At 73.2% G+C, this 20,704-nt stretch carries 24 protein-coding genes; 11 read left to right on the forward strand and 13 right to left on the reverse strand.

From position 1 onward, the window contains the following. Nucleotides 1-84: 84 nt before the first annotated feature. Nucleotides 85-477, reverse strand: a complete 393-nt coding sequence (locus tag ACWDAS_RS19180) for a hypothetical protein (protein ID WP_450392061.1) — start codon at nt 475-477, stop codon at nt 85-87. A 184-nt stretch (nt 478-661) separates the two neighbouring features. Here ACWDAS_RS19180 and ACWDAS_RS19185 point away from each other — a divergent pair, with 184 nt between their 5' ends. Further along, nucleotides 662-1,543 (forward strand): LLM class F420-dependent oxidoreductase, encoded by an 882-nt coding sequence (locus ACWDAS_RS19185; RefSeq protein ID WP_450392063.1) that lies wholly within the window; start codon nt 662-664, stop codon nt 1,541-1,543. Between the two features lie 22 nt (nt 1,544-1,565). Here the strand turns inward: ACWDAS_RS19185 and ACWDAS_RS19190 are convergent, their stop codons facing one another. Both ACWDAS_RS19190 and ACWDAS_RS19195 read right to left on the reverse strand, forming a co-directional pair. Beyond that, on the reverse strand, nt 1,566-1,874 hold the full coding sequence (locus tag ACWDAS_RS19190) for a DUF5955 family protein (RefSeq protein ID WP_450392065.1): 309 nt from the start codon (nt 1,872-1,874) through the stop codon (nt 1,566-1,568). A 177-nt stretch (nt 1,875-2,051) separates the two neighbouring features. After that, nucleotides 2,052-2,705, reverse strand: a complete 654-nt coding sequence (locus ACWDAS_RS19195) for a histidine phosphatase family protein (RefSeq protein WP_450392068.1) — start codon at nt 2,703-2,705, stop codon at nt 2,052-2,054. Between the two features lie 44 nt (nt 2,706-2,749). Here ACWDAS_RS19195 and ACWDAS_RS19200 point away from each other — a divergent pair, with 44 nt between their 5' ends. From ACWDAS_RS19200 to ACWDAS_RS19215, 4 genes are all read left to right on the forward strand, one after another. Continuing rightward, a complete protein-coding gene (locus ACWDAS_RS19200) occupies nt 2,750-3,394 on the forward strand; it encodes a nucleotidyltransferase family protein (protein ID WP_450392071.1) in 645 nt (214 codons plus the stop codon). A gap of 172 nt (nt 3,395-3,566) precedes the next feature. After that, on the forward strand, nt 3,567-5,189 hold the full coding sequence (aceB, locus tag ACWDAS_RS19205; RefSeq protein ID WP_450392073.1) for a malate synthase A: 1,623 nt from the start codon (nt 3,567-3,569) through the stop codon (nt 5,187-5,189). Between the two features lie 104 nt (nt 5,190-5,293). Beyond that, nucleotides 5,294-5,905, forward strand: coding sequence for an exonuclease (locus ACWDAS_RS19210; protein ID WP_450392076.1), 612 nt, complete (start codon nt 5,294-5,296; stop codon nt 5,903-5,905). After that, complete coding sequence (locus ACWDAS_RS19215; RefSeq protein ID WP_450392079.1) at nt 5,895-6,500, forward strand: class I SAM-dependent methyltransferase; 606 nt, start codon at nt 5,895-5,897, stop codon at nt 6,498-6,500. Before ACWDAS_RS19210 ends, ACWDAS_RS19215 begins: the two co-directional genes overlap by 11 nt. A gap of 44 nt (nt 6,501-6,544) precedes the next feature. On the opposite strand, the gene ACWDAS_RS19220 is transcribed toward ACWDAS_RS19215, so the two are convergent. After that, complete coding sequence (locus ACWDAS_RS19220) at nt 6,545-6,865, reverse strand: nuclear transport factor 2 family protein (RefSeq protein WP_450392082.1); 321 nt, start codon at nt 6,863-6,865, stop codon at nt 6,545-6,547. Between the two features lie 188 nt (nt 6,866-7,053). Here ACWDAS_RS19220 and ACWDAS_RS19225 point away from each other — a divergent pair, with 188 nt between their 5' ends. After that, nucleotides 7,054-8,145 carry a PP2C family protein-serine/threonine phosphatase gene (locus tag ACWDAS_RS19225; protein ID WP_450392084.1) on the forward strand — a complete coding sequence of 364 codons (1,092 nt, stop codon included), beginning with the start codon at nt 7,054-7,056 and terminating at the stop codon, nt 8,143-8,145. Between the two features lie 181 nt (nt 8,146-8,326). On the opposite strand, the gene ACWDAS_RS19230 is transcribed toward ACWDAS_RS19225, so the two are convergent. From ACWDAS_RS19230 to ACWDAS_RS19255, 6 genes are all read right to left on the reverse strand, one after another. Then, nucleotides 8,327-9,721: an 8-oxoguanine deaminase gene (locus ACWDAS_RS19230; protein ID WP_450392085.1), complete on the reverse strand. Its 1,395-nt coding sequence runs from the start codon at nt 9,719-9,721 to the stop codon at nt 8,327-8,329. Nucleotides 9,722-9,731: 10 nt separating this feature from the next. Continuing rightward, nucleotides 9,732-10,619, reverse strand: coding sequence for a factor-independent urate hydroxylase (gene pucL, locus ACWDAS_RS19235; RefSeq protein ID WP_450392087.1), 888 nt, complete (start codon nt 10,617-10,619; stop codon nt 9,732-9,734). A gap of 7 nt (nt 10,620-10,626) precedes the next feature. Continuing rightward, a complete protein-coding gene (gene uraH / locus ACWDAS_RS19240; RefSeq protein ID WP_450392089.1) occupies nt 10,627-11,019 on the reverse strand; it encodes a hydroxyisourate hydrolase in 393 nt (130 codons plus the stop codon). Continuing rightward, nucleotides 11,016-11,528, reverse strand: coding sequence for a 2-oxo-4-hydroxy-4-carboxy-5-ureidoimidazoline decarboxylase (gene uraD, locus ACWDAS_RS19245; RefSeq protein WP_450392091.1), 513 nt, complete (start codon nt 11,526-11,528; stop codon nt 11,016-11,018). The genes uraH and uraD overlap by 4 nt, the downstream gene beginning before the upstream one ends. Nucleotides 11,529-11,626: 98 nt before the next feature. Further along, on the reverse strand, nt 11,627-12,007 hold the full coding sequence (locus ACWDAS_RS19250) for a helix-turn-helix domain-containing protein (protein ID WP_450392094.1): 381 nt from the start codon (nt 12,005-12,007) through the stop codon (nt 11,627-11,629). Beyond that, nucleotides 12,004-12,255: a hypothetical protein gene (locus ACWDAS_RS19255; RefSeq protein WP_450392096.1), complete on the reverse strand. Its 252-nt coding sequence runs from the start codon at nt 12,253-12,255 to the stop codon at nt 12,004-12,006. Before ACWDAS_RS19255 ends, ACWDAS_RS19250 begins: the two co-directional genes overlap by 4 nt. Before the next feature lie 118 nt (nt 12,256-12,373). Between ACWDAS_RS19255 and ACWDAS_RS19260 the strand changes: the two genes are divergently transcribed. The 4 genes from ACWDAS_RS19260 (at nt 12,374) to ACWDAS_RS19275 (ending at nt 15,855) form a co-directional block, all read left to right on the forward strand. Continuing rightward, complete coding sequence (locus tag ACWDAS_RS19260; RefSeq protein WP_450392098.1) at nt 12,374-13,204, forward strand: TIM barrel protein; 831 nt, start codon at nt 12,374-12,376, stop codon at nt 13,202-13,204. Nucleotides 13,205-13,219: 15 nt separating this feature from the next. Further along, nucleotides 13,220-14,119, forward strand: a complete 900-nt coding sequence (locus ACWDAS_RS19265) for a 2-hydroxy-3-oxopropionate reductase (RefSeq protein ID WP_450392101.1) — start codon at nt 13,220-13,222, stop codon at nt 14,117-14,119. A gap of 308 nt (nt 14,120-14,427) precedes the next feature. After that, complete coding sequence (locus ACWDAS_RS19270; protein WP_450392102.1) at nt 14,428-15,156, forward strand: hypothetical protein; 729 nt, start codon at nt 14,428-14,430, stop codon at nt 15,154-15,156. A gap of 153 nt (nt 15,157-15,309) precedes the next feature. After that, on the forward strand, nt 15,310-15,855 hold the full coding sequence (locus ACWDAS_RS19275; RefSeq protein WP_450392104.1) for an EF-hand domain-containing protein: 546 nt from the start codon (nt 15,310-15,312) through the stop codon (nt 15,853-15,855). A gap of 95 nt (nt 15,856-15,950) precedes the next feature. Here the strand turns inward: ACWDAS_RS19275 and gcl are convergent, their stop codons facing one another. Next, a complete protein-coding gene (gene gcl, locus ACWDAS_RS19280) occupies nt 15,951-17,738 on the reverse strand; it encodes a glyoxylate carboligase (protein WP_450392106.1) in 1,788 nt (595 codons plus the stop codon). Nucleotides 17,739-17,970: 232 nt separating this feature from the next. Between gcl and ACWDAS_RS19285 the strand changes: the two genes are divergently transcribed. Further along, the gene (locus ACWDAS_RS19285; protein ID WP_450392109.1) at nt 17,971-18,720 is read left to right on the forward strand and encodes an LppU/SCO3897 family protein; all 750 of its coding nucleotides are present in this window, start codon (nt 17,971-17,973) and stop codon (nt 18,718-18,720) included. 31 nt (nt 18,721-18,751) lie between these two features. Here the strand turns inward: ACWDAS_RS19285 and ACWDAS_RS19290 are convergent, their stop codons facing one another. Further along, entirely contained in the window at nt 18,752-19,849 is a 1,098-nt protein-coding gene (locus ACWDAS_RS19290; RefSeq protein WP_450392112.1) for a ricin-type beta-trefoil lectin domain protein, read from the reverse strand. Nucleotides 19,850-20,140: 291 nt separating this feature from the next. Then, nucleotides 20,141-20,668 carry a hypothetical protein gene (locus ACWDAS_RS19295; RefSeq protein ID WP_450392114.1) on the reverse strand — a complete coding sequence of 176 codons (528 nt, stop codon included), beginning with the start codon at nt 20,666-20,668 and terminating at the stop codon, nt 20,141-20,143. Nucleotides 20,669-20,704 lie beyond the last annotated feature (36 nt).

Here is a 20,704-nt window from a genome sequence, read left to right on the forward strand (position 1 = left end):
CGGCGGTCCGGTCGGCGGGAGGCCGTCAGCCGGAGGGCTCGTCGTCACGGACGGCCGCGTCGCGCCAGACCGTCAGGTCCAGTGTCAGCTCCGCCGCGGGGCGGCCGCGGACCGTCGCGAGAGCCACGTCACCGCTGCCGCTGTCACGCAGACCCGGGTACCGGCCGTGAGCCCGGCGGCCGGAACCGGGGTCGCGGCCCCGGTGCGCGTGGCCGCGTCCAGACAGGCCGCGAGCCCGCCCTTCGCACCCGTGTCCAGCACGGCCAGCGTGCCGCCGCCGTCGCCGAGGACGAGTCCGGTGCCGCGGCGGTAGACCAGGGCGGCGCTGTCGTCGTCGGCACGGGAGCGCGGTGGCCGGTCCGCGAGGGACAGCGCCGTGCCGTCGGGCAGGGTGACCCGGTGGTACGCGACGGCCGAAGAGGCCCGGCCCGGGCCCGGTGCCGGCGTGTTCCAGGTCCCGCCCGCGGCGCCGCCCATCGAACTCCGCTCCCCCGTACCGGCCCTGAGTGCCCGAAGCCCCGACAATACCGCCGCCCGCAGGGCGTTCGCGCGCCCCGGCGGGTGGGGCTTCCGCCACGCCGTCGCGGAGGCTTGACCTGGAGCGCACTCCAACGCCTACGGTCGTCACCGTAGCGACCACGACCCCGGACGGGGGACCACCATGCGACTGGGCCTGCACCTCACCAAGTTCGATCACCCCGCAGGACCGGCGGGGCTCGCGCCCGCGCTGGCCGCGGCCGGCGAGGCCGCGGAGGCGGCCGGCGCGGGCTGGCTGTCGGTGATGGACCACTACTTCCAGATGGAGAACAACGGCGGCGCCGAGGCCGCGATGCTCGAGGGCTACACGACGCTGGGCTATCTCGCCGCCCGCACCTCCTCCGTACGGCTCGGCGTACTCGTCACGGGGATCACCTACCGCCATCCCGGCCTGCTGGCGAAGATCGCGACCACGCTCGACGTCCTCTCCGGCGGCCGGGCGACCCTGGGCGTCGGCGCCGCCTGGTACGAACGCGAGCACGTGGGCCTGGGCGTGCCCTTCCCGCCGCTCGCCGAGCGCTTCGAGCGCCTGGAGGAGACGCTGCGGATCTGCCTGCAGATGTGGGACCAGGACGACGACGGCCCCTTCGAGGGCACGCACTACCGGCTCGCCGAGACCCGGTGCACGCCGGCGCCGGTGAGCGCGCCGCATCCCGAGATCATGATCGGTGGCAGCGGCGAGAAGAAGACGCTCCGGCTGGTCGCCCGGTACGCGGACGCCTGCAACCTCTTCGCCACCTCGCCCGCCGAGGTCGCGCACAAGCTGGACGTGCTGCGCGCGCACTGCGACGAGGCCGGACGCGACTACTCCCGGATCCGCAAGACCATGCTGTACGTCGGCGACACCATCCGGGACGGCGACACCGACGGGTTCGTCGCCGACATGGCCGGTTACGCCAAGCTCGGCATCGAGACCGTCATCGTGGTCCCGCCGGACGCCGAGCCGGCCGGCTGGATCGAGAGCCACTGCGCACCGGCCGTCCCCCGGCTGGCCGAACTGGGCTGAACCGCCCCGCGGGCACCCCGCGTCAATCGGGGCGCGGGGTGCCGAACAGTTCGATCGCGCAGCGGACTTCGGTGAGGGCCCCGGACAGGGCGCTCACCGAGCCGAGCGCGCCGGCGATCACGAGGAGGCCGCGGCGCAGCCGCGGGACGTCGGGGACGCCCGCTGCCGCGGCGGCGGCCAGGGCGGCGAGTTCGTCCTCGGCGATGTGCCGGTCCGGTAAGTTCGCTCGGTACCCGGCGAGTTCGCGGCGGCAGCGGGCGACCGCGGCCCGCAGGGCGGTCACCCTCGGATCGAGGGTGCCGTCGTCGTCGACCGCCGCGCGGGCGGCCATGTCCTTCACCACTGATACGTCCCCCACAGGTAGGCCCCCGGTGATCGCCCATGGACGGCCGGCCCCATCCGGTCCGCCGTATCGGGGAGGACAGTAAACGCGACAGAGCGCTTCCCCCGCTATACGGAGAGCGAAATCCGCCACAACTTCCTCCCTTCCATGGCGACTTGCCGACACTCAACGTCCGGGGGCCCCGGTCCGGTTCCAGTCGGCGAGCAGCCAGCCCCCCGCGCCGTCGTGGCGCCAGCGGGCCATCGCGCCGTTGACCACGTACGCGTCGTCGGGCGACGGCGGCCCGAGCAGCCGCCGCAGCGCCAGCACGACCGCGTCGTGCGTCACGAGCAGTCGGGGCGGGCCGGGGCCGGCGGGCACGGCGTCCAGGAAGTCCCGCACGCGTGCCTCGACGTCGCGCGGCGACTCCCCGCCCGGCGGGCGGTACGCGGACTCCCCCAGGCGCTCGCGCCGCCGCGCCTCCTCGGGGAAGCGCTCCCGGATCCCGTCCGGCGCGATCAGTTCCAGCAGGCCCATGCCGCGGTCCCGGAGCCGCTCGTCGTAGGTGACGGACGGCAGTTCACGGCCGGCGGCGGCGTAGACGTCCGCGACGGCGCGCAGGGTCTGCCGGGTCCGCTCGAAGGGCGAGCAGTGGACCAGGCCCGGCGCCTCGGCGGCGCCGAGGCCGAGCAGGTCACGGCCGAGCCGCGCGGACTGCTCGCGGCCGCGCGCGGTCAGCCCCACGTCGGCGTCCCTGATCCCGTCCAGGGACACGCCGCGGGCGAAGGCCGCGTTGGCCTCGCTCTCGCCGTGCCGTACGGCGATGATCCAGCTTGCCATGGCGGGTCCTTTCCCCCGGTCCCCGTCCACGGTATCCAGGGGACATGGAACGGGACGGAAGGACGGGCGCCGTCGCCGGGCTCCTGCTGGCGGCCGGCGGGGGCAGGCGGCTGGGCGGCCGTCCGAAGGCGCTGCTGGAGTACGGCGGACGCCCGCTGGTCGAGCACGCTGCACGGGCGCTGCGCGCGGGCGGCTGCGCTCCGGTGCACATCGTGCTGGGCGCGGCCGCCGCGCAGGTGCGGGAGCGTGCCGCCCTGGACTGCTACGCCGTCACCGTGAACCCGGACTGGGAGCGGGGCATGGGCTCCTCGCTGCGCGCGGGCCTGGAGGCGCTGGCGGGCACCGGCGCGCGGGCCGTCGTCGTGGCGCTGGTGGACCAGCCCGGGATCGGGGCCGCGGCGGTGGCCCGGGTGGCCGCCGCCTACGCCTCGCCGGGGACGCTCGCCGCCGCGGCCTACGACGGCAGGCGAGGTCACCCGATCCTGCTGGGCGCGGACCACTGGGCGGCGATCGCCGCGAGTGCGGTGGGTGACCAGGGGGCACGCTCCTACCTGAGGCGGCACGAGGAGGCGATCACGCTCGTCGAGTGCGGGAACGTCGCGGTCCCCGCCGACATCGACACTCCGGACGACCTGCGGCTGCTGGCGGGGCCGCCGGACCCCCCTGCACCGGGTGCCACAAAACGTTGAACTTCCGCAATGCAAAAACTATGCTCCACGCAGCAGAAGCACCCGTCCGGTCGGGGCGCCTCGCTGCCGTAACCCGCCCGACCCGGCACCGCGTGCCGGGAACGGGACGCGGTGGCCGCCCGGCTCCTCAGGCCGCACGGCATCCTTCATCGGCAAGAGGAGAGTCAGCTTCATGTCCGCATCAGGGCCCGCACCGCACGCCGTCGTCGCCGACACCGCACCCCCCGTCGAGCGCGCGGAGGAGGTGCTGACCGACGCGGCGCTCGCCTTCGTCGCCGAGCTCCACCGCCGGTTCGCGCCCCGCCGTGCCGAACTCCTCGCCCGGCGCCGGGAGCGCCGCGCCGAGATCGCCCGCACCGGCACCCTGGACTTCCTCCCGGAGACCGCCGGCATCCGCGAGGGCGACTGGCGGGTCGCCGACGCCCCCGCCGCACTCGACGACCGCCGGGTGGAGATCACCGGCCCCACCGACCGCAAGATGACGATCAACGCCCTCAACTCCGGCGCGAAGATCTGGCTCGCCGACTTCGAGGACGCCTCCGCACCCACCTGGGAGAACGTCGTCGGCGGCCAGATCAACCTGATCGACGCCTACGAGCGCCGCATCGACTTCACCTCCCCCGAGGGCAAGTCGTACGCGCTCAAGGACGAGGCCGAACTCGCCACCGTCGTCATGCGCCCCCGCGGCTGGCACCTGGACGAGCGGCACCTCACCGTCGACGGCGAGCCCGTCTCCGGCGGCCTCGTCGACTTCGGCCTGTACTTCTTCCACAACGCGCGGCGGCTGCTCGCCAAGGGGAAGGGCCCGTACTTCTACCTCCCCAAGACCGAGTCGCACCTCGAAGCCCGCCTGTGGAACGACGTGTTCGTCTTCGCCCAGGACCACCTCGGCGTGGAGCAGGGCACGATCCGCGCCACCGTCCTCATCGAGACGATCACCGCGGCCTTCGAGATGGAGGAGATCCTCTACGAACTCCGCGACCACGCGAGCGGGTTGAACGCGGGCCGCTGGGACTACCTCTTCTCCATCGTCAAGAACTTCCGCGACGCGGGCGAGCGCTTCGTCCTGCCCGACCGCAACGCCGTGACGATGACCGCGCCCTTCATGCGCGCCTACACCGAACTGCTGGTGCGCACCTGCCACAAGCGCGGCGCCCACGCCATCGGCGGCATGGCCGCCTTCATCCCCTCCCGTCGCGACGCCGAGGTCAACGCGGTCGCCTTCGAGAAGGTCAAGGCCGACAAGGACCGCGAGGCCGGCGACGGCTTCGACGGCTCCTGGGTCGCCCACCCCGACCTGGTGCCGATCGCCCGCGCCTCCTTCGACGCGGTGCTCGGCGACCGGCCGAACCAGAAGGACCGGCTGCGCGAGGACGTCCACGTCACCGCCGCCGACCTGCTGGCCGTCGACTCGCTGGAGGCCAGGCCCACGTACGAGGGGCTGCGCAACGCCGTCCAGGTCGGCACCCGTTACATCGAGGCGTGGCTGCGCGGCCTCGGCGCCGTCGCCATCTTCAACCTCATGGAGGACGCCGCGACGGCGGAGATCTCCCGCTCCCAGATCTGGCAGTGGGTGAACGCGGGCGTCGTCTTCGCCGACAACGGCGAGAAGGCCACCGCCGAGCTGGTGCGCGCCCTGGCCGACCGGGAACTGGCCGCCATCCGCGCCGCGGCGGGCGAGGAGGCCTACGCCGCGGGCCGCTGGCAGCAGGCCCACGACCTGCTGCTGAGGACCGCGCTCGACGAGACCTACGTCGACTTCCTGACCCTGCCGGCGTACGAGCTGCTCGACTGAGCCGCCGCGGGCCCCCGGCCGCGCCCGGCCGGGGGCCCGTGCGCCGATCCGCCCGTCCGAAAAAGGCGCGCTGCGCGGACGGCATCGCTGGCATGATCATCGCCATGCCAGCACCGCGCCCCCGTGCCGTGAAGTCCGGCCTGTACATCCCGCTGGACGTCGAGGCGGACGGGCCGATCCCCGGCCCGTACCCGATGCTCGGCTTCGGGGCCGCCGTCGCGGGGCGCCAGGACGCGACCGGCTTCACCCCGGCGGCCCCGGAGCGCGACACCTTCTACCGCGAACTGCGGCCGGTCGGCTCGGACTTCGACCCGCAGGCGCTCGCCGTCAGCGGCCTGGACCGCGAGCGGCCGGCCGCCGAGGGCGCCGAGCCGGCGGGCGCGATGGCCGAGTTCACCACCTGGGTGCGCGAGGTGAGCGCGGACGCGCAGCCGGTCTCGACGGGCTGTCCGGCGCGCCACGACTGGATGTTCCTGTACTGGTACCTGATCCGTTTCACCGGCTCCGGCCCCTTCGGGCACTCGGGCTGCCTCGACATGAAGACGCGGTACGCGGCCACGTCCGGCGTGCCGCTGCGCTCCGTCGCCGAGGGCACGATGCCGCGCGAGCTGCTGTCCCGCCGCCGGCACACGCACCACGCCCTCGACGACGCGATCGAGCAGGCCGGACTGTTCGCCAACCTGATGGCCCGGGAGGGCGCGGCACATGTCCTTTGACCACAACGACCACTACCACCGGTTGCTGCTGCACCGGGTCCCGCCCGGCGCGCTGACCGCGCTGGACGTCGGGTGCGGCACCGGCCGCTTCGCCCGCCGGCTGGCCGCCCGGGGGCTGCGGGTCGACGCGATCGACGCCTCCGAGGAGGCCGTGGCGGCGGCGGGGACCGCGCCGGGGGTCACCTTCCGGCTCGCGGACGTGACGCGCGTCGACCTGCCCCGGGGCCACTACGACGTGATCACCTGCCTGGCCAGCCTGCACCACGTCCCGTTCTCCACGGTCTCCGCTCTGCGTGCCGCGCTCGCCCCCGGCGGCGTCCTGCTCGTCCTGGGCTGCTACCCCGAACGGACGTGTGCCGACTGGGCGGTGAGCCTGACCGCCGTCCCCGTCAACGCCGCGGCCCGGCTCGCGGTCGCCGTCCTGGAGCGGCTGCGCGGCCGCGCCCCGGAGGCGGTCCGGGCACCCGTGCGCCCCCCGCAGACGCCGCTGCCGCAGATCCGCGCCGAGGCGGCACGCCTGCTGCCGGGCAGCAGGGTCAGGCGGCTGCTGTTCTGGCGCTATCTGCTGGTCTTCCAGAAGGACACGGCGGGCTGAGGCGTCCCGCCGCGCGACGCACCGACGGGCGGGGCGGCCGCCTCTCAGGCCTGACCGGTGTCGAAGCGGCTGATCTTGCCGTCGTCCACGGTGAAGCGCCACTTGGTGCGCATCTCGCCCCAGGTGTCGTTGCGGTAGTCGGCGATGAGGGTGAGTCCCGCGGAGTCCTGTGACTGGACGTCCATGTGACCGTGGGTCTCGAAGATCTCCTGGTCCGCCCATTCGTCCAGGTTCCGGACGGAGCCGTCGTCGGACATGGTCGCGTTCTCGGTGAGCGCGGCGTGGAAGGCCTCCCGGTCGCCGGCGTTCACGGCCGAGACGAAGGCGCGGACGGCCGGCTCGTTGAGGGCGTCGGTGCGGATCATCGCTGCTGCTCCCTGTGCTCACGGGTGGTGCCACCAGCCTCGCCCGACCGGCCGTGCCGCGCTACCCGGGGCCCGGGGGCGGCCCCGCGGTTCACCCGGGGGGACTGCCACGGCTGGCCGGGGGCCGGGGCTGCGGGGACCCTGGGACTTCAGCCCGGCAGCCCGAGACCGACGGCAGGAGCACACGCGTGGGGAGTGGGGGCGAGGGCCTCACCGACCAAGGACGCGACGTACTGCGGTACGTCCGCCTGCTCCCCGTCGTGCTGCTGGTCGGGGGCTTCCTCCTGGACTACCTCACCCCCGCCCAGTTCAGTGCGACCGCCTTCTACTCGGTCGCCCCGATGCTCGCGGCCCCGCTGATGTCCCTGACCGGCACGGTGCTGGTCGGGCTGGGCGCGATCGCGGCGGACGCGGGCATCCTCAGTCACTTCGGCTTCCTCAGCGGCCCCGGCGGCGTCAGCGAACTGCTGTCGATCGGCGCGGTCGCGGTCGTGGCCGTGTTCATCAACCGCCTGCTGCACATCCGCGACGTGCGGCTGCGTTCCGCGCGGAGCGTCGCCGCGGCCGTGCAGCGGGCCGTGCTGCCGGCACCGCCGCGAAGCCTCGGGCCGTTCCGGATCGCCGCCCGGTACGAGACCGCCGAGGCGGAGGCGGAGATCGGCGGGGACCTCTACGCCGTACAGGAGACGCCGTACGGGCTGCGCTGCATCATGGGCGACGTGCGGGGCAAGGGCATGGGGGCCGTGGAGGCGGCGACCGTGGTGCTGGGCGCGTTCCGGATGGCGGCCGACGAGGAGCCGACACTGGCCGGGGTGGCGACGCGCATGGACCGGGCGCTGTGGCGGGAGGCGGAGCGCCGGGAGGGCATGGACCGGCTGGAGTGGTTCGCCACCGCGGTGCTCGCGGAGTTCCCGTCCGGCGGCGCCGAGTTGCGGCTGGTCAACCGTGGCCATCCGGCACCGCTGGTGCTGCGGGGCGGCACGGTGCGCTGCGCCGAACCGGCGGGCCACGCGCTGCCGCTGGGGATGGGGTTCGGCAACGGGCCCGACAAGGTGGACGCGTTGCCGTTCCCGTCGGGCTCGACGCTGCTGATGCACACCGACGGAGTCACCGAGGCACGTGACGCGGACGGTACCTTCTACGACCCGGTGACCCGGCTGAGCGGCGTGCGGTTCGCCGGTCCCGCCGAACTGCTCGACGCCCTGCTGGACGACGTCCACGCGCACACCGGAGGCCCGCGCAGCGACGACATGGCGCTGCTGGCGGTCTGCCACGTCTGAGCCCCTGCGCCCGCGCCTCCCTCCGCCGGCGCGGGCGGCTCCACCGCACCCCGGCCCGTGCGTCCCTCGCGTACCGGGCGGGGAGAACACCGGGTCCCGCCCCGGGCAGGGCGGGGCCCGGCACCGGTCGGGGGGCCGTCCCTCCCCCGCCCGGGGTCAGTGGGTGATCGCGGTGATCCGGTCAGCCGGTCAGGCCCGCGATCCGCGCGAGCCGCCGGGCCTCGTCGCGGGTGCTGCGCGCGATGGCGTCCTCGTCGGCGGTGACCAGGCGGCCGTCCTCCACCACCGGCCGGCCGTTCACCAGGGAGAGGGTGACGGGGGCGGCCGCGCCGAGGACCAGCGCGGTGACCGGATCGGCGATGGAGGCGTGAGCGAGGGTGTCCATCCGCCACAGGACGAGGTCGGCGAGCTTGCCCGCCTCCAGGGAGCCGATCTGGTCCGCCCGGCCGAGCACCTGGGCCCCGCCGTACGTGCCGAGCCGCAGCGCCTGACGGGCGTTGAGCGCGGCCTCGCGGTGGTCGCCGAGGCGGTTGATGAGCAGCGCGTTGCGCAACTCGGTGTGCAGTTCACCCGATTCGTTGGACGCGGTGCCGTCCACACCCAGGCCTACCGGTACGCCGGCCGCGAGCATGTCGGGGACGCGGGCGATGCCGGCGGCGAGGCGGGCGTTGGAGGAGGGGCAGTGGGCGACGCCGGTCCGCGTGCGGGCGAAGGCGGCGATGTCGGAGTCGTTCATGTGGACGCAGTGCGCCATCCACACGTCGGCGCCGAGCCAGCCCGTGGACTCGAAGTAGTCCGTGGGCCCCATGCCGAACAGTTCCTTGCAGAACTGCTCCTCCTCCACGGTCTCGCTGCCGTGGGTGTGCAGGCGTACGCCCTTGCGCCGGGCCAGTTCCGCTCCCTCCCGCAGCAGCTCGGTGGAGACCGAGAACGGGGAGCACGGCGCGACGGCGACCTGCGTCATGGCACCGAAGGAGGCGTCGTGGTGCTTGTCGATCGTCTCCTCGGTGGCGGCCAGGGCGCCGTCGAGGGTCTCGACGGCGAAGTCCGGGGGCAGCCCGCCGTCGGACTCGCCGCGGTCCATGGAACCGCGGGCGAGGGTGAAGCGCACGCCCATGTCGGCGGCGGCCCGGATGATGGAGCCGGACAGGTCGCCCGTGCCGCGCGGGAAGACGTAGTGGTGGTCCATGGCGGTGGTCACGCCGCCGCGGACCATCATCGCGAGGGAGCCCTGGGCGGCCGCGTGGGTCATCCGCTCGTCGATCCGCGCCCAGGTGGGGTAGAGGGCGACGAGCCAGTCGAAGAGGTTGTGGTCGGTGGCCAGGCCCCGGGTGATCCACTGGTAGAAGTGATGGTGGGTGTTGACCAGGCCCGGGGTGAGCAGGTGCCCGGTGCCGTCCACCCTCCGTACGACGCCCTCCAGTCCGGCGGGGGCGGGGCCCGAGCCGACGGACTCGATGCGGTCGCCGGCGACGACGACATGGCCGGTGTCGTGTTCGGTGTCGTGCGCGTCGACGGTGGCGACGGCGCAGTTCTCGATGACGATGCGCTGCACTGCGGCGGTCGTGGGGGTCATGGCGGGCCTCTCAGTCCGTGACCGGGATGCGGGGCTCGGCACCGTCGCGCAGGACCGTGCCCTCGATGAGGCCGTAGGGGCGGTCGGCCGCGAGGTACACCGCGCTGTCGGGGGTGTCGTTCTTGAGGCCGAAGGGTTCGAGGTCGACCAGGAAGTGGTGCTTGTTGGGGAGCGAGAGCCGCACCTCGTCGATCTCGGGACGGTGCTCGACGACCCGGTCGCCCATCGCGTACAGCGTCTGCTGCAGCGACAGGGAGTAGGTGCCGGCGAAGGCCTCCAGGAGGTGGCGGCGGACCTCGGCGTACGACTCCTCCCACGCCGGGGCGGGGTCCTCGTCGCGGGTCCAGTTGAACCGCCATCGGGCGTGCACCTCGGTGGCGAGGACGCGGTCCCGGGTCTCCTGCAGCGTCGTGTACCGGTCCTTGACGAAGCCCCAGAACTCGGAGTCGGTGGAGTTCATCACGACGAGGTCCTTCAGGCCGGAGACGACCTGCCAGCCCGCGCCGTCGAAGGTGACCTCGGTGGTGCGGGTCTCCCGGCCCTCGCGGACGAAGGAGTGCTCCTGCGTGATCCGTTCCCAGCCGTACTCCTCGATGCGGATCCTGGCCCGCTCGATGGAGTCCTGGCTGGTGACGAAGTGCCGGGCGAGGTGGATGCCGAACTGCTCCGCGGACTCGATCCCGTGCTGCTTGGCGAAGGCGAAGACGGTGTTCTTGGTGGTGTCGGTGGGCAGGACGGCCGCGTTGCTGCCGGAGTAGTGGACCTCGTCCATCGCGCCGGAGAGGGCGACCGAGACATTGAGGTCCTTGACGTGGTGCGTCCTGCCCTCGCGGGTCACGCGGACGACGCGGGTCTCCGCTTTGCCGTACTGGTTCTGGCCGAGACGGGTGGGCGACATGTCGGTGCTAGCTCCCTCGGTATACGGAGTAGCCGAACGGGTTGAGCAGCAGCGGTACGTGGTAGTGCTCGTCCGGCTCGACGGCGAAGACGATCGCCACCTCCGGGAAGAAGGCTCCGCTGTCCCTTGTGCGGGGGGCGTCCTGCTGGTCCTCGGCTCGACTGCGGTGGGCGGTGTTGCTGCGGGCGAAGTACGGCTCCGTGGCGAACTCCAGCCGTACGTGGCTTGTGCCTTCCGGCGGGTCGGGCAGGTCCTTGCAGCGGCCGTCGGCGTCGGTCACCGAGGCGCCGTGCGGCGCCCACGGGGCCTCGCCGCCGGTGCGCACCGACAGGGCGACGGCGACGCCCGCCGCGGGCCTACCGGCGCTGGTGTCCAGGATGTGCGTGGAGACGGAGGTCATGCGGGGTCCTCCTCGGCGGTCCCGACGAGCCGGGTGAGCCGGATGCGGTTGATCTTCCCCAGTTCGGTGCGGACGATCTCGCGTTCGGTGCCGGGGTCGTTGCCGAGCCGCTCCTTGAGCGCGGCCAGCATCTGGTCGCCGGTCCGGCCGGTGGCGCAGATGAGGAAGACGTGTCCGTGCCGCTCCTGGTACGCGAGGTTGAGGTCGAGCAGTTCCTCGCGCAGGGAGTCCTGCACCCCGCTCTGCTCGCGGGCGGAGACCGGGTCGCCGGGCGCGGGCCGGCCGATCGGCGGGTGGCCCGCCATCGCCTCGGCCAGATCGCCGGCGGTGAGGCCGGCCGTCGCGGCGTCCGCGGCGGCGAGCAGGGCGTCGAGCGTGTCGTACGGGCGGGCCGCGGCCAGGGCGGCACCCCAGGAGCGGCTCGCGCACACCTCGTGCAGCAGCGCGGCCGCCTCCGGTCCGCCGGCGGCGTTGAACCGGGCCAGGCCCGGGGATGGGCTGGAAGTCACAACGGCACGCTAAGAGCGCCCGCCTCACGGCGTCAACACTTTGTTGAAAACTTCGGGTCACCCGCCGCCCGGACGGACGCCCCGCGGGCCCGGGCGGGCTACTCCTGCCCCTTCGCCGCGTTCTCCCTGTTCAGGTAGTTGTAGACGGTGAAACGACTGACGCCGAGCGCCGACGCGACCGTTTCCACCCCGTGCCGCACCGAGAACGCGCCGCGCTCCTCCAGGATGCGGACGACCGTCTGCTTCTCCTTGCGCCCCAGCTCGGACAGCGCCTTGCCGTGCCGGCGCTCGAGGTCGGCGAGGATGTGGTCGAGCGAGTCGGCGAGATGCGGCAGCCGTACGGCGACGACCTCCGCACCCTCCCAGCTCAGCACCACGTCGTCACCGCGGGCCTCGCCGGGGGGCACCAGCTCCGCGCCCATGGCGTCGGCGAGCGGCTTGATCGCCGCGCTGAACGGATGCTCGCCCGGCCCGGTCACCGGTCCGCCTCCCCGAGGACGTTGACCTGCAGCGACACCCGGGTCGCCCCGGCCTCCAGCGTGCGCCGCAGCAGATCGCCGACGGTGGCGACCACCTGCTCGGTGCCGCCCTCGGCCGAGTTGCCGAAGGGGCCGACGTCCACGGCGTCCAGTTGCGCCGCCTCCAGGACCTCGCGGCCCACCACGGCATGCCGCGGGGGCTCGTCCAGGTCGAACGGCTCGGTGGTGAATTCGAGTCTCAAGCGCACGCCCTCAACCTAGCTGGTCAGCGGCTTTCCGGAACATGCCTCTTGACAGCCGCCGTTCGGCTCATCCAATCTTCCGTTAAGTAGAAACTAGTTTCCGTAATACGGAAGGGCGCTCGTGATGGGCTTCGACTCCACGCGCTTCGATGTGAACCTCTCGATCCTCTTCACCGAGCTCCCGCTGCTGGAGCGCCCCGCGGCGGCCGCCGCGGCCGGATTCTCCGCGGTCGAGCTGTGGTGGCCGTGGACCGCGGCACCCACCCCTCCGCAGGCCGAACTCGACGCCCTGCGCGGCGCGCTGGAGGAGGCCGGCACGCAGTTGGTGGGCCTGAACTTCTACGCGGGCGAGCTCCCCGGCCCGGACCGCGGCGCCCTGTCCGTGCCGGGCGACGAGTCCGCGCGGTTCCGCGCCAACATCGACCTGGCGGCCGACTTCGCGCGCTCGGTCGGCTGCACCGCGCTCAACGCGCTGTACGGCAACCGGGTGGACGGCGTGAGCCCCGAGGCGCAGGACGAGCTCGCCCTGGAGAACCTGGTCCGGGCGGCGCACGCGGCCAACCGGGTCGGCGCGGTGCTGCTGGTCGAGGCCCTCAACAAGCCCGAGTCGCCGCGCTATCCGCTGGTGAGCGCGGCCGCCGCGGTGGAGGTGGTCGACAAGGTCAACGCGGAGACCGGGCTCGGCAACGCCAGGTTCCTGCTCGACCTGTACCACCTGTCGATGAACGGCGAGGACCTGCCCGCCGTGATCGACGCCTACGCGGACCGCACCGGCCACGTCCAGATCGCCGACAACCCGGGCCGCGGCGCGCCCGGCACGGGCTCCCTGCCGCTCGCCGGCCTTCTCGGCCGGCTGCGCGAGGCCGGCTACGACGGCTGGACCGGCCTGGAGTACAAGCCGGGCCCGCGGGGCAGCGCCGCCTCCTTCGACTGGCTCGCCGGCGCCGGCAAGTAATCCGGAGAGGACATCATGACCACCACACTTCCCGCGATCGCGTGGATCGGCCTCGGCATCATGGGCTCCCCGATGTCGGAGAACCTCATCAAGGCCGGTTACCCCGTCACCGGCTACACCCTGGAGCAGGACAAGCTCGACCGCCTGGCCGCGGCCGGCGGCACGGCCGCCGCCTCGGTCGCGGAGGCCGTCAAGGACGCCGACGTCGTCATCACGATGGTCCCGGCCTCTCCCCAGGTGGAGGCGATCGCCTACGGCGAGGACGGCATCCTGGAGAACGCGCGGCCGGGCGCGCTCCTGATCGACATGTCGTCGATCACCCCGCAGACCTCCGTCGACCTGGCCGCCGCCGCGACGGCGAAGGGCCTCCGGGTGCTGGACGCCCCCGTTTCGGGCGGCGAGGCGGGGGCCGTCGAGGCCGTTCTGTCGATCATGGCCGGCGGTACGCAGGCAGACTTCGACGAGGCGCGGCCGATCTTCGAAGCCCTCGGCAGGACCGTCGTCCTGTGCGGCCCGCACGGCTCCGGACAGACGGTCAAGGCGGCCAACCAGCTGATCGTCGCGGTCAACATCCAGGCCTGCGCCGAGGCCGTGGTCTTCCTGGAGAAGTCCGGAGTCGACCTCGCGGCGGCCCTGGAGGTACTGAACGGCGGTCTCGCCGGATCCACGGTGCTGACCCGCAAGAAGCGCAACTTCCTCGACCGCGAGTTCGCCCCCGGCTTCCGCATCGACCTCCACCACAAGGACATGGGCATCGTCACCGACGCGGCCCGCACGGTGGGCGCCGCCCTGCCGGTCGGGGCCGTCGTGGCGAACCTCGTCGCCTCGCTGCGGGCCCAGGGCGACGGCGGGCTGGACCACTCAGCCCTCCTGCGCGGCGTGGAGCGGCTGTCCGGCCGGCCCGTCAGCGGCTGACCCCCGACTTCCGGGCGGCGGTGCCCCGACCTGTCCTGTCGCGCCCGAAGGGGCGCCGCCGCCCGGAACCACCGGCTGTCCGCGCCGCCGAGAACTTCTGAGGGGTAGGTCGAGGCGGCGCGGACGAGTGCCCCGCCCGGGGACCCGTGACGCCTTCGGCCTGATCCCGTCACGGGTCGCCGGGCGGTGGCGTGCCCCCGTCCGGCCGGGGACGGCAACACGGGTGCGCGACCCGCTTCCGGTGCGGGACCATGGACGGCAGGACCCGTCCCGGCGAGCACCGCCGCACCGCCCAGGAGTCGCGAACCATGGCAGAGAGCGTGCCCGTGCGCTGTCCGGCCTGCCGCCGGGAGCACGCGTACACCGCCCCCGTCTTCCCCTGCGCCTGCGGCACGCCGCTGGCCCTGCCGGTGCTGCGCGGTGGCGTCCCCGTACAGATCCGCCACCGGTCCTGGGACGACTCCTGGGTGGGCATGCGCTGCCCCGACTGCGGCCGCGACGACCAGTGGCCGCAGCCAGAACTGGGCTGCGACTGCGGGGCGGTGATCCGGTTGCCGGTGGACACCCGGGCCCTGCGGCTGCCCGACCGGCGCCCCGTCCCCCCGGTGCGGCCGGCCGGTCCGGCGCCCTTCGCGCCCGCGCCGCGACCGCCCTTCCGGCCGGTGACCATCCGCACCGCGCGGGACGCCGTCACCGCCGCCGCCCAGTACCTGAAGTGGCTCGGCTTCGTCGGCGTACGCATCGCCGGGGACCGCGCGGCCAACGGCATCGACCTGCGCGGCAGCGGCGTCGTCGCCCAGGTCGACCCGACGACGAGGCCGACGGCTCTGCGGGACATCGAGACCCTCTGGCTCAACTGCCTCAACGAGGACGCCACCGGCGCCTTCTTCTCCCTGGCGGGCTACGCCCACGACGCGCGCCTGCGCGCCGACCGGCTCGGTGTCCCGCTGTTCGTCATGGACCTCACCGGCACCCCGCAGCCGGTCAACGACGCCGCCGACGCGCTGATCAGGACCGGCCCGCGCGCCACGCCGTGAGCGGGGTGCGGGGCCGGGCACGGAGCCGGGCCGGGCTCTCCCCAACCCTTCGCCATCCGTAGCCACTCGGGTCGCGCGACCGCCGCTCCCGGGGGAGTATCGAGAGGTTCCCCCTCCGTACGGCAACCCCAGGACAACGTCAAGGACGCAGCGATGTCTACGGCCCTACTGAAGCGCAAGCTCGACAAATCCTTCCGCCGTCTGGACACGGACGGCAACGGATATGCCGAGCGCGCCGACTTCCAGGACGTCGGCGCGCGGCTGATCCACGGCTTCGGCATGTCCCCCACCTCGCCCAAGGGCAAGGCGGTCGCGGTGCGGCTGGACGCCGTCTGGGCGGAGCTGGCGGCCTACGCCGACAGCGACCGCGACGGGCGGCTGTCCTCCGCGGAGTACCACCACGGGATGACCAAGGCCTTCATCGAGGGGCCCGCCTTCGACCCGGTCTTCCATCCGGCGGCCGAGGCGGTCGCCCAGCTGTGCGACACCGACGGCGACGGTCACGTCGTCCGCGAGGAGTTCGAGGTCCTGCAACGGGCCTTCAACACACCGGTCGCCGACATCGCCGCCGCCTTCGACCGCATCGACACCGACGGCGACGGACAGGTCGGCACGGCGGAACTGGTGGCGGCGATCCGCGCCTACTACATCGGCACCGACCCCGAGGCGCCCGGCAACTGGCTGTTCGGGCCGCTCTAGGCCGTCGGCCGGCGCGCTCCCGGGGGCGGTCGTGGAACCGGCCGCCGCGCCCGGAGGTCGGGACGGGGCGGCCGGTGGCGACGGGCGGGCCCGGCTCAGGAGCTCGTCAGCGGGATGATCTCGGTGGGAGCGTGGCCGGGTTCGGTGGCCGGCTCCTCGAACTCCACGACGTTGCCGATGTCGTTGGTGACGCTCATGGCGATGTTGGTGACCCGTTCCAGGATCGCCTCGACGACGACCGGCACCCGGTACTCGGCCGCGAGCTTCTTCGCCTGCTCGAAGGCCGCGCCCAGCCCCGCCGGGTCGGTCACCCGGATCGCCTTGCAGCCGAGCCCCTCGGCGACCTTGACGTGGTCGACGCCGTAGACGCCCAGCTCCGGCGAGTTGACGTTCTCGAACTCCAGGTTGACCTGGAAGTCGATGTCGAAGGCCCGCTGCGCCTGGCGGATCAGGCCCAGGTAGGAGTTGTTCACCAGGACGTGGACGTACGGGATCCGGTGCTGCGCGCCGACCGCCAGCTCCTCGATCATGAACTGGAAGTCGTAGTCCCCGGAGAGGGCCACGACGGGCGTACCCGGGTCGGCCTTCGCGACCCCGAGGGCGGCCGGCACGGTCCAGCCGAGCGGACCCGCCTGGCCGCAGTTGATCCAGTGGCACGGCCGGTAGACGTGGAGCATCTGCGCGCCCGCGATCTGCGAGAGGCCGATCGTGGTGACGTAACGGGTCTCCGGGCCGAAGGCGCGGTTCATCTCCTCGTACACGCGCTGCGGCTTGATCGGGATGTCGTCGAAGTGCGTACGGCGGTGGAGGGTGGCCTTGCGCTCCCGGGCGGAAGCGGCCCAGGCGGAGCGGTCCGGCAGTTCGCCGGCGGCCTTCAGCCCGGCGGCCACCTCGACGAAGAGCCGCAGCGCGGCACCGGCGTCGGAGGTGATCCCGTAGTCGGGGGCGAAGATCCTGCCGATCTGGGTGGGCTCGATGTCGACGTGCACGAAGGTGCGGCCCGCGGTGTAGACGTCGATCCGGCCGGTGTGGCGGTTGGCCCAGCGGTTGCCGATGCCGAGGACGAAGTCCGACTCCAGGAAGGTCGCGTTGCCGTAGCGGTGCGAGGTCTGCAGGCCGACCATGCCGGCGTTGAGGTCGTGGTCGTCCGGGATGGCGCCCCAGCCCATCAGGGTCGGCACCACCGGGATGCCGGTCAGCTCGGCGAACTCCACCAGGAGATCGGCCGCGTCGGCGTTGATCACCCCGCCGCCGGCCACGATCAGCGGCCGCTCGGCGGCGCCCAGCATCGCCAGCGCCTTCTCGATCTGGCGGCGGGTGGCGGCGGGCTTCCAGACCGGCAACGGCTCGTACGTCTCGGGGTCGAACTCGATCTCGGTGAGCTGGACGTCGACCGGCAGGTCGATCAGGACCGGGCCGGGGCGGCCGGATCGCATCAGGTGGAACGCCTTCTGGAAGACCCCCGGGACCTGCGCCGCCTCCAGGACGGTGGTGGCCGCCTTGGTGACGGGCGCCGCGATGGAGGCGATGTCCACGGCCTGGAAGTCCTCCTTGTGGATCACCGCGGTGGGCGCCTGGCCGGTGATGCAGAGGATGGGGATCGAGTCGCCGATCGCCGAGTAGAGGCCGGTGATCATGTCGGTGCCGGCGGGGCCCGACGTGCCGATGCAGACGCCGATGTTGCCGGGCGCGGTGCGCGTGTAGCCCTCGGCCATGTGGGAGGCGCCCTCCACGTGCCGGGCCAGCGTGTGCTGGATGCCGCCCGAGGCCTTGAGGGCGGCGTAGAAGGGGTTGATCGCGGCACCGGGCACGCCGAACGCGGTGTCCACACCCTCGCGCTTGAGGATCTCCACTGCCGCTCGGGCGGCGGTCATTCGAGGCATTCGGTCACTCCTGCGTCGTCCTGCGGTCCAGGTTGTCGCGCCCGGTAATTCCACATAGTGGAAAGTTTCTTTTGTTATGTGGAACTACATCGAACATAGGGCGCTCCCGGCGCACGGGTCAAGAAGGGGAGGCGAAAGCGGGGCCGGTAATCCGGTCGAACGATGTCGGTACCAACCAGTAGGGTTCGGCTCGCCCTTCACGCAGGCTTCACACGGACCACAGGTGATCTCCTTGACCACGCCCACGCCCGCGCCCGCGCCGTCGCCCGAGCAGGCGCAGGCCCAGCCGCAGCAACTACCGCAGCAGCAGCACGCCGTCGCACGGCCGCGACCGCTGCCGCCCTTCGGCCAGGACGTGCCGGGCTACGGCCCCTCCTGCGTCTTCTGCGGTTCGGTGCCCGCGGTCAAAGCGACCGTCCGCGGCCACCAGGGCATGGTCGTCCTGATGCGCTTCCTCAAGCTGAAGTCCACGTTCTGCCGGCGCTGCGGCATCGCCAAGCACCGCGAGATGGTCTCCAACAGCCTGGTGCAGGGCTGGTGGAGTCCCGCCTCCCTGCTGGTCAACCCGCTCACCCTGCTGGTCAACCTGTTCCAGCGCTGGAAGATCAGCCGCCTGCCCGAGCCCGTCCCGGGTGCCCCGGGCACCCCGGCTGACCCCGGCAGACCGATCTTCCTCCGCCCCACCGCCCTGGGCCTGCTGATACCCGTCATCCTCGTCGGCGGGAGCTGGCTGCTGCTCCACAACGACCCCGAGTACGCCGAGGTCGGCGACTGCGTCCACAACAGCGGGGACGCCTTCATCCCGGACGTCTCCGTCGTCGACTGCGGCTCCGCCAAGGCCGAGTACGAGGTCGTCGGCCGCTTCGAGGGCACCACCGACACCGGCCTCTGCCACGCCTACCCCCGCACGGTGGCCGCGTTCCACGAGGAGCAGGGCTCGACCAAGTACGTCCTGTGCCTGGCGAGGAACGACAACACCTGATCCCCGCCCGCACGAATCACCGGGCGGCGGGTCAGCCGCCGCTCCACTTCTGGTTGTCCGCGCCCGTGCAGCTCCACAACCGCAGCCTGGTGCCGTTGACCCCTGGCGTGTCCTCGGCCTCCACGCACTTGTCGGCCTGGAGATTGACCAGGTCGTGCGCGGCGTTGAGCCGGAACTTCTGGGCGCCGGTGCCGTTGCAGTCGGCCAGCTGGACCGCCGCGCCGTCATCCCGCGAACCGCCTTCGACGTCCATGCACTTGCCCATGGACCGAATGCTCCCGTCCGGCTCGATCTGCCAGGACTGCTGGGCGCTGCCCGTGCAGTCCCAGACCTGCAGCGGCGTGCCCCAGGGGGTGCTGCCGTCGATGCAGCGGCCGGACGCGTGGCTTCGGATCGCCACGCCCGGGGCGCCGCCGGAGTGCGAAGGTCCGGTGGAGGGCCGCTCCGCCGCGCCCCCGCCCTTGGTCCCCGGGGTCGCCGTGCTCCCGGACGCACCCGGGGACGGAGTGCCGCCGTCCTTGGAACCACCCGCCGGCGACTGCCGCGGAGTACGTGCCGCGGAGGGCGACGTCACGTCGGACGGGCTCGCCGTGGCCGCTCCGGCTCCCGGGATTCCGCCGCTCGGCGTGATGCCGGAAAGGGTGACGGGCGCCGCGTCCCGGTCGTCCTGTCCACCGCCCCGCACGAGGAACGGTAGGGATACGAGCAGGCCGGCCGCCAGAACCGCGCCGGCCGGCAGCGCCCAGCGGGACCGCCGGGGGCGGGTGCCCCGGTCCGCGCCCTCGGCCTTGGCGTCCGGGTCCGAATCCGGGTCCGGTATGTCGCCCTCACCGGGCGCGGCCGCGGAGCGCGCCGCGAAGGCGAGCCCGGCCGCGAAGCCGTCCGCGTAGGCGGAGTCGGTCCCGGCGGAGGTGTCCCCGGGCGGCTCCGGCAGGGCGGCGGCCAGCCTGGCGCGCTTCGTCAGGGGCCTGCCGTCGTTCCAGTCCGTCGGCGTCGCGCTCGTAGTGGCCGAGGCATCGGCGATCGCGGACGTTCTCCGAGTCCGGCGGGGCAAGGGCGTGCCACCGGGGGACCGTGCCTCCCGCGTGACGCCGTCCGCTGCCGTCGGGTCGCCAGGAGAAGCCGTCATCGAATCCTTCCAACATCGGGAGCGGGGACAGGAACCCCGCCGGGCGGACCGCCGCCACGCGGGCGCTGCGTCCCCTCCCGGTGCCCTCCCCGGACGTTCGGCCGACGCCGGCCGGGCGCCGCCGCGCCGCCGGGAGACACCGGTCCGGCCAGGCGCTTGCGGCAGAGCACTAGGCACCCTAGCAAGCACCGTCGGCCTGATCGTCGTACGGGATGACGGCACAGTGACCATCTCCCGAACGGAAGGGGTCACTTCGGTGTCCGGGCGCCGACGGAGCGGCGCGGACGCGCCTCACTGGCCGCGGCGGAGGGGTTCCCAGGTGCGCCGGATGTCGTTCCACACGTAGCGGGTGCCCGTGCCGGCGGCGCCGCCCGTCGTGGCCCACACGCCCTGGGGGTGGTCGCCCAGGGTGTCGGTCCAGGCGATCTCCAGGCCGACGACCTCCGGGTGGCGCAGGTCGAGCCGCTGGAACTGGGCCACCGCCCCGACCGGCAGCAGCGGATGCACCTGCACCCGGGTGCGCGAGCCCTCGTCGTGCAGGCGCAGCACTCCGCCGCTGTCCCGCCGGGCCGAACCCAGCTTCTCGACCGCCGCGATGAAGGCGGCCGCCGTCCGCTCCTCCTCGGTGACCCGCCGACGCCGCCAGAAGCCCCGGCCGCTCACCCGCGCCGCCGTGATCTCGCCGAGCTTCGTCCCCACCGCCTGCATGAACGCGCTGAGCATGACCACCCCGCCCGCCCCGACCACGGCGGACACCAACTCGGGGATCGCGTTCTGCTGATCGCCGCCGCCAGGCCGCGTGCCGTCCCAGTGGGCCATCGCCGGTGTCCCCCATCTCCCGTACGCGTCAGCTGT

This window comes from Streptomyces sp. NPDC001070 (assembly GCF_053598835.1).

Coding starts and splice junctions, on each gene's coding strand:
- ACWDAS_RS19260 (WP_450392098.1), top strand. CDS start 12,374: ATGGGCTTCGACTCCACGCGCTTCGATGTGAACCTCTCGATCCTCTTC.
- ACWDAS_RS19270 (WP_450392102.1), top strand. CDS start 14,428: ATGGCAGAGAGCGTGCCCGTGCGCTGTCCGGCCTGCCGCCGGGAGCAC.
- gcl (WP_450392106.1), bottom strand. CDS start 17,738: ATGCCTCGAATGACCGCCGCCCGAGCGGCAGTGGAGATCCTCAAGCGC.
- ACWDAS_RS19275 (WP_450392104.1), top strand. CDS start 15,310: ATGTCTACGGCCCTACTGAAGCGCAAGCTCGACAAATCCTTCCGCCGT.
- aceB (WP_450392073.1), top strand. CDS start 3,567: ATGTCCGCATCAGGGCCCGCACCGCACGCCGTCGTCGCCGACACCGCA.
- ACWDAS_RS19290 (WP_450392112.1), bottom strand. CDS start 19,849: ATGACGGCTTCTCCTGGCGACCCGACGGCAGCGGACGGCGTCACGCGG.
- ACWDAS_RS19180 (WP_450392061.1), bottom strand. CDS start 477: ATGGGCGGCGCCGCGGGCGGGACCTGGAACACGCCGGCACCGGGCCCG.
- ACWDAS_RS19230 (WP_450392085.1), bottom strand. CDS start 9,721: ATGACCCCCACGACCGCCGCAGTGCAGCGCATCGTCATCGAGAACTGC.
- ACWDAS_RS19265 (WP_450392101.1), top strand. CDS start 13,220: ATGACCACCACACTTCCCGCGATCGCGTGGATCGGCCTCGGCATCATG.
- ACWDAS_RS19215 (WP_450392079.1), top strand. CDS start 5,895: ATGTCCTTTGACCACAACGACCACTACCACCGGTTGCTGCTGCACCGG.
- uraH (WP_450392089.1), bottom strand. CDS start 11,019: ATGACCTCCGTCTCCACGCACATCCTGGACACCAGCGCCGGTAGGCCC.
- ACWDAS_RS19220 (WP_450392082.1), bottom strand. CDS start 6,865: ATGATCCGCACCGACGCCCTCAACGAGCCGGCCGTCCGCGCCTTCGTC.
- ACWDAS_RS19185 (WP_450392063.1), top strand. CDS start 662: ATGCGACTGGGCCTGCACCTCACCAAGTTCGATCACCCCGCAGGACCG.
- ACWDAS_RS19195 (WP_450392068.1), bottom strand. CDS start 2,705: ATGGCAAGCTGGATCATCGCCGTACGGCACGGCGAGAGCGAGGCCAAC.
- pucL (WP_450392087.1), bottom strand. CDS start 10,619: ATGTCGCCCACCCGTCTCGGCCAGAACCAGTACGGCAAAGCGGAGACC.
- ACWDAS_RS19210 (WP_450392076.1), top strand. CDS start 5,294: ATGCCAGCACCGCGCCCCCGTGCCGTGAAGTCCGGCCTGTACATCCCG.
- ACWDAS_RS19200 (WP_450392071.1), top strand. CDS start 2,750: ATGGAACGGGACGGAAGGACGGGCGCCGTCGCCGGGCTCCTGCTGGCG.
- ACWDAS_RS19190 (WP_450392065.1), bottom strand. CDS start 1,874: ATGGCCGCCCGCGCGGCGGTCGACGACGACGGCACCCTCGATCCGAGG.
- ACWDAS_RS19295 (WP_450392114.1), bottom strand. CDS start 20,668: ATGGCCCACTGGGACGGCACGCGGCCTGGCGGCGGCGATCAGCAGAAC.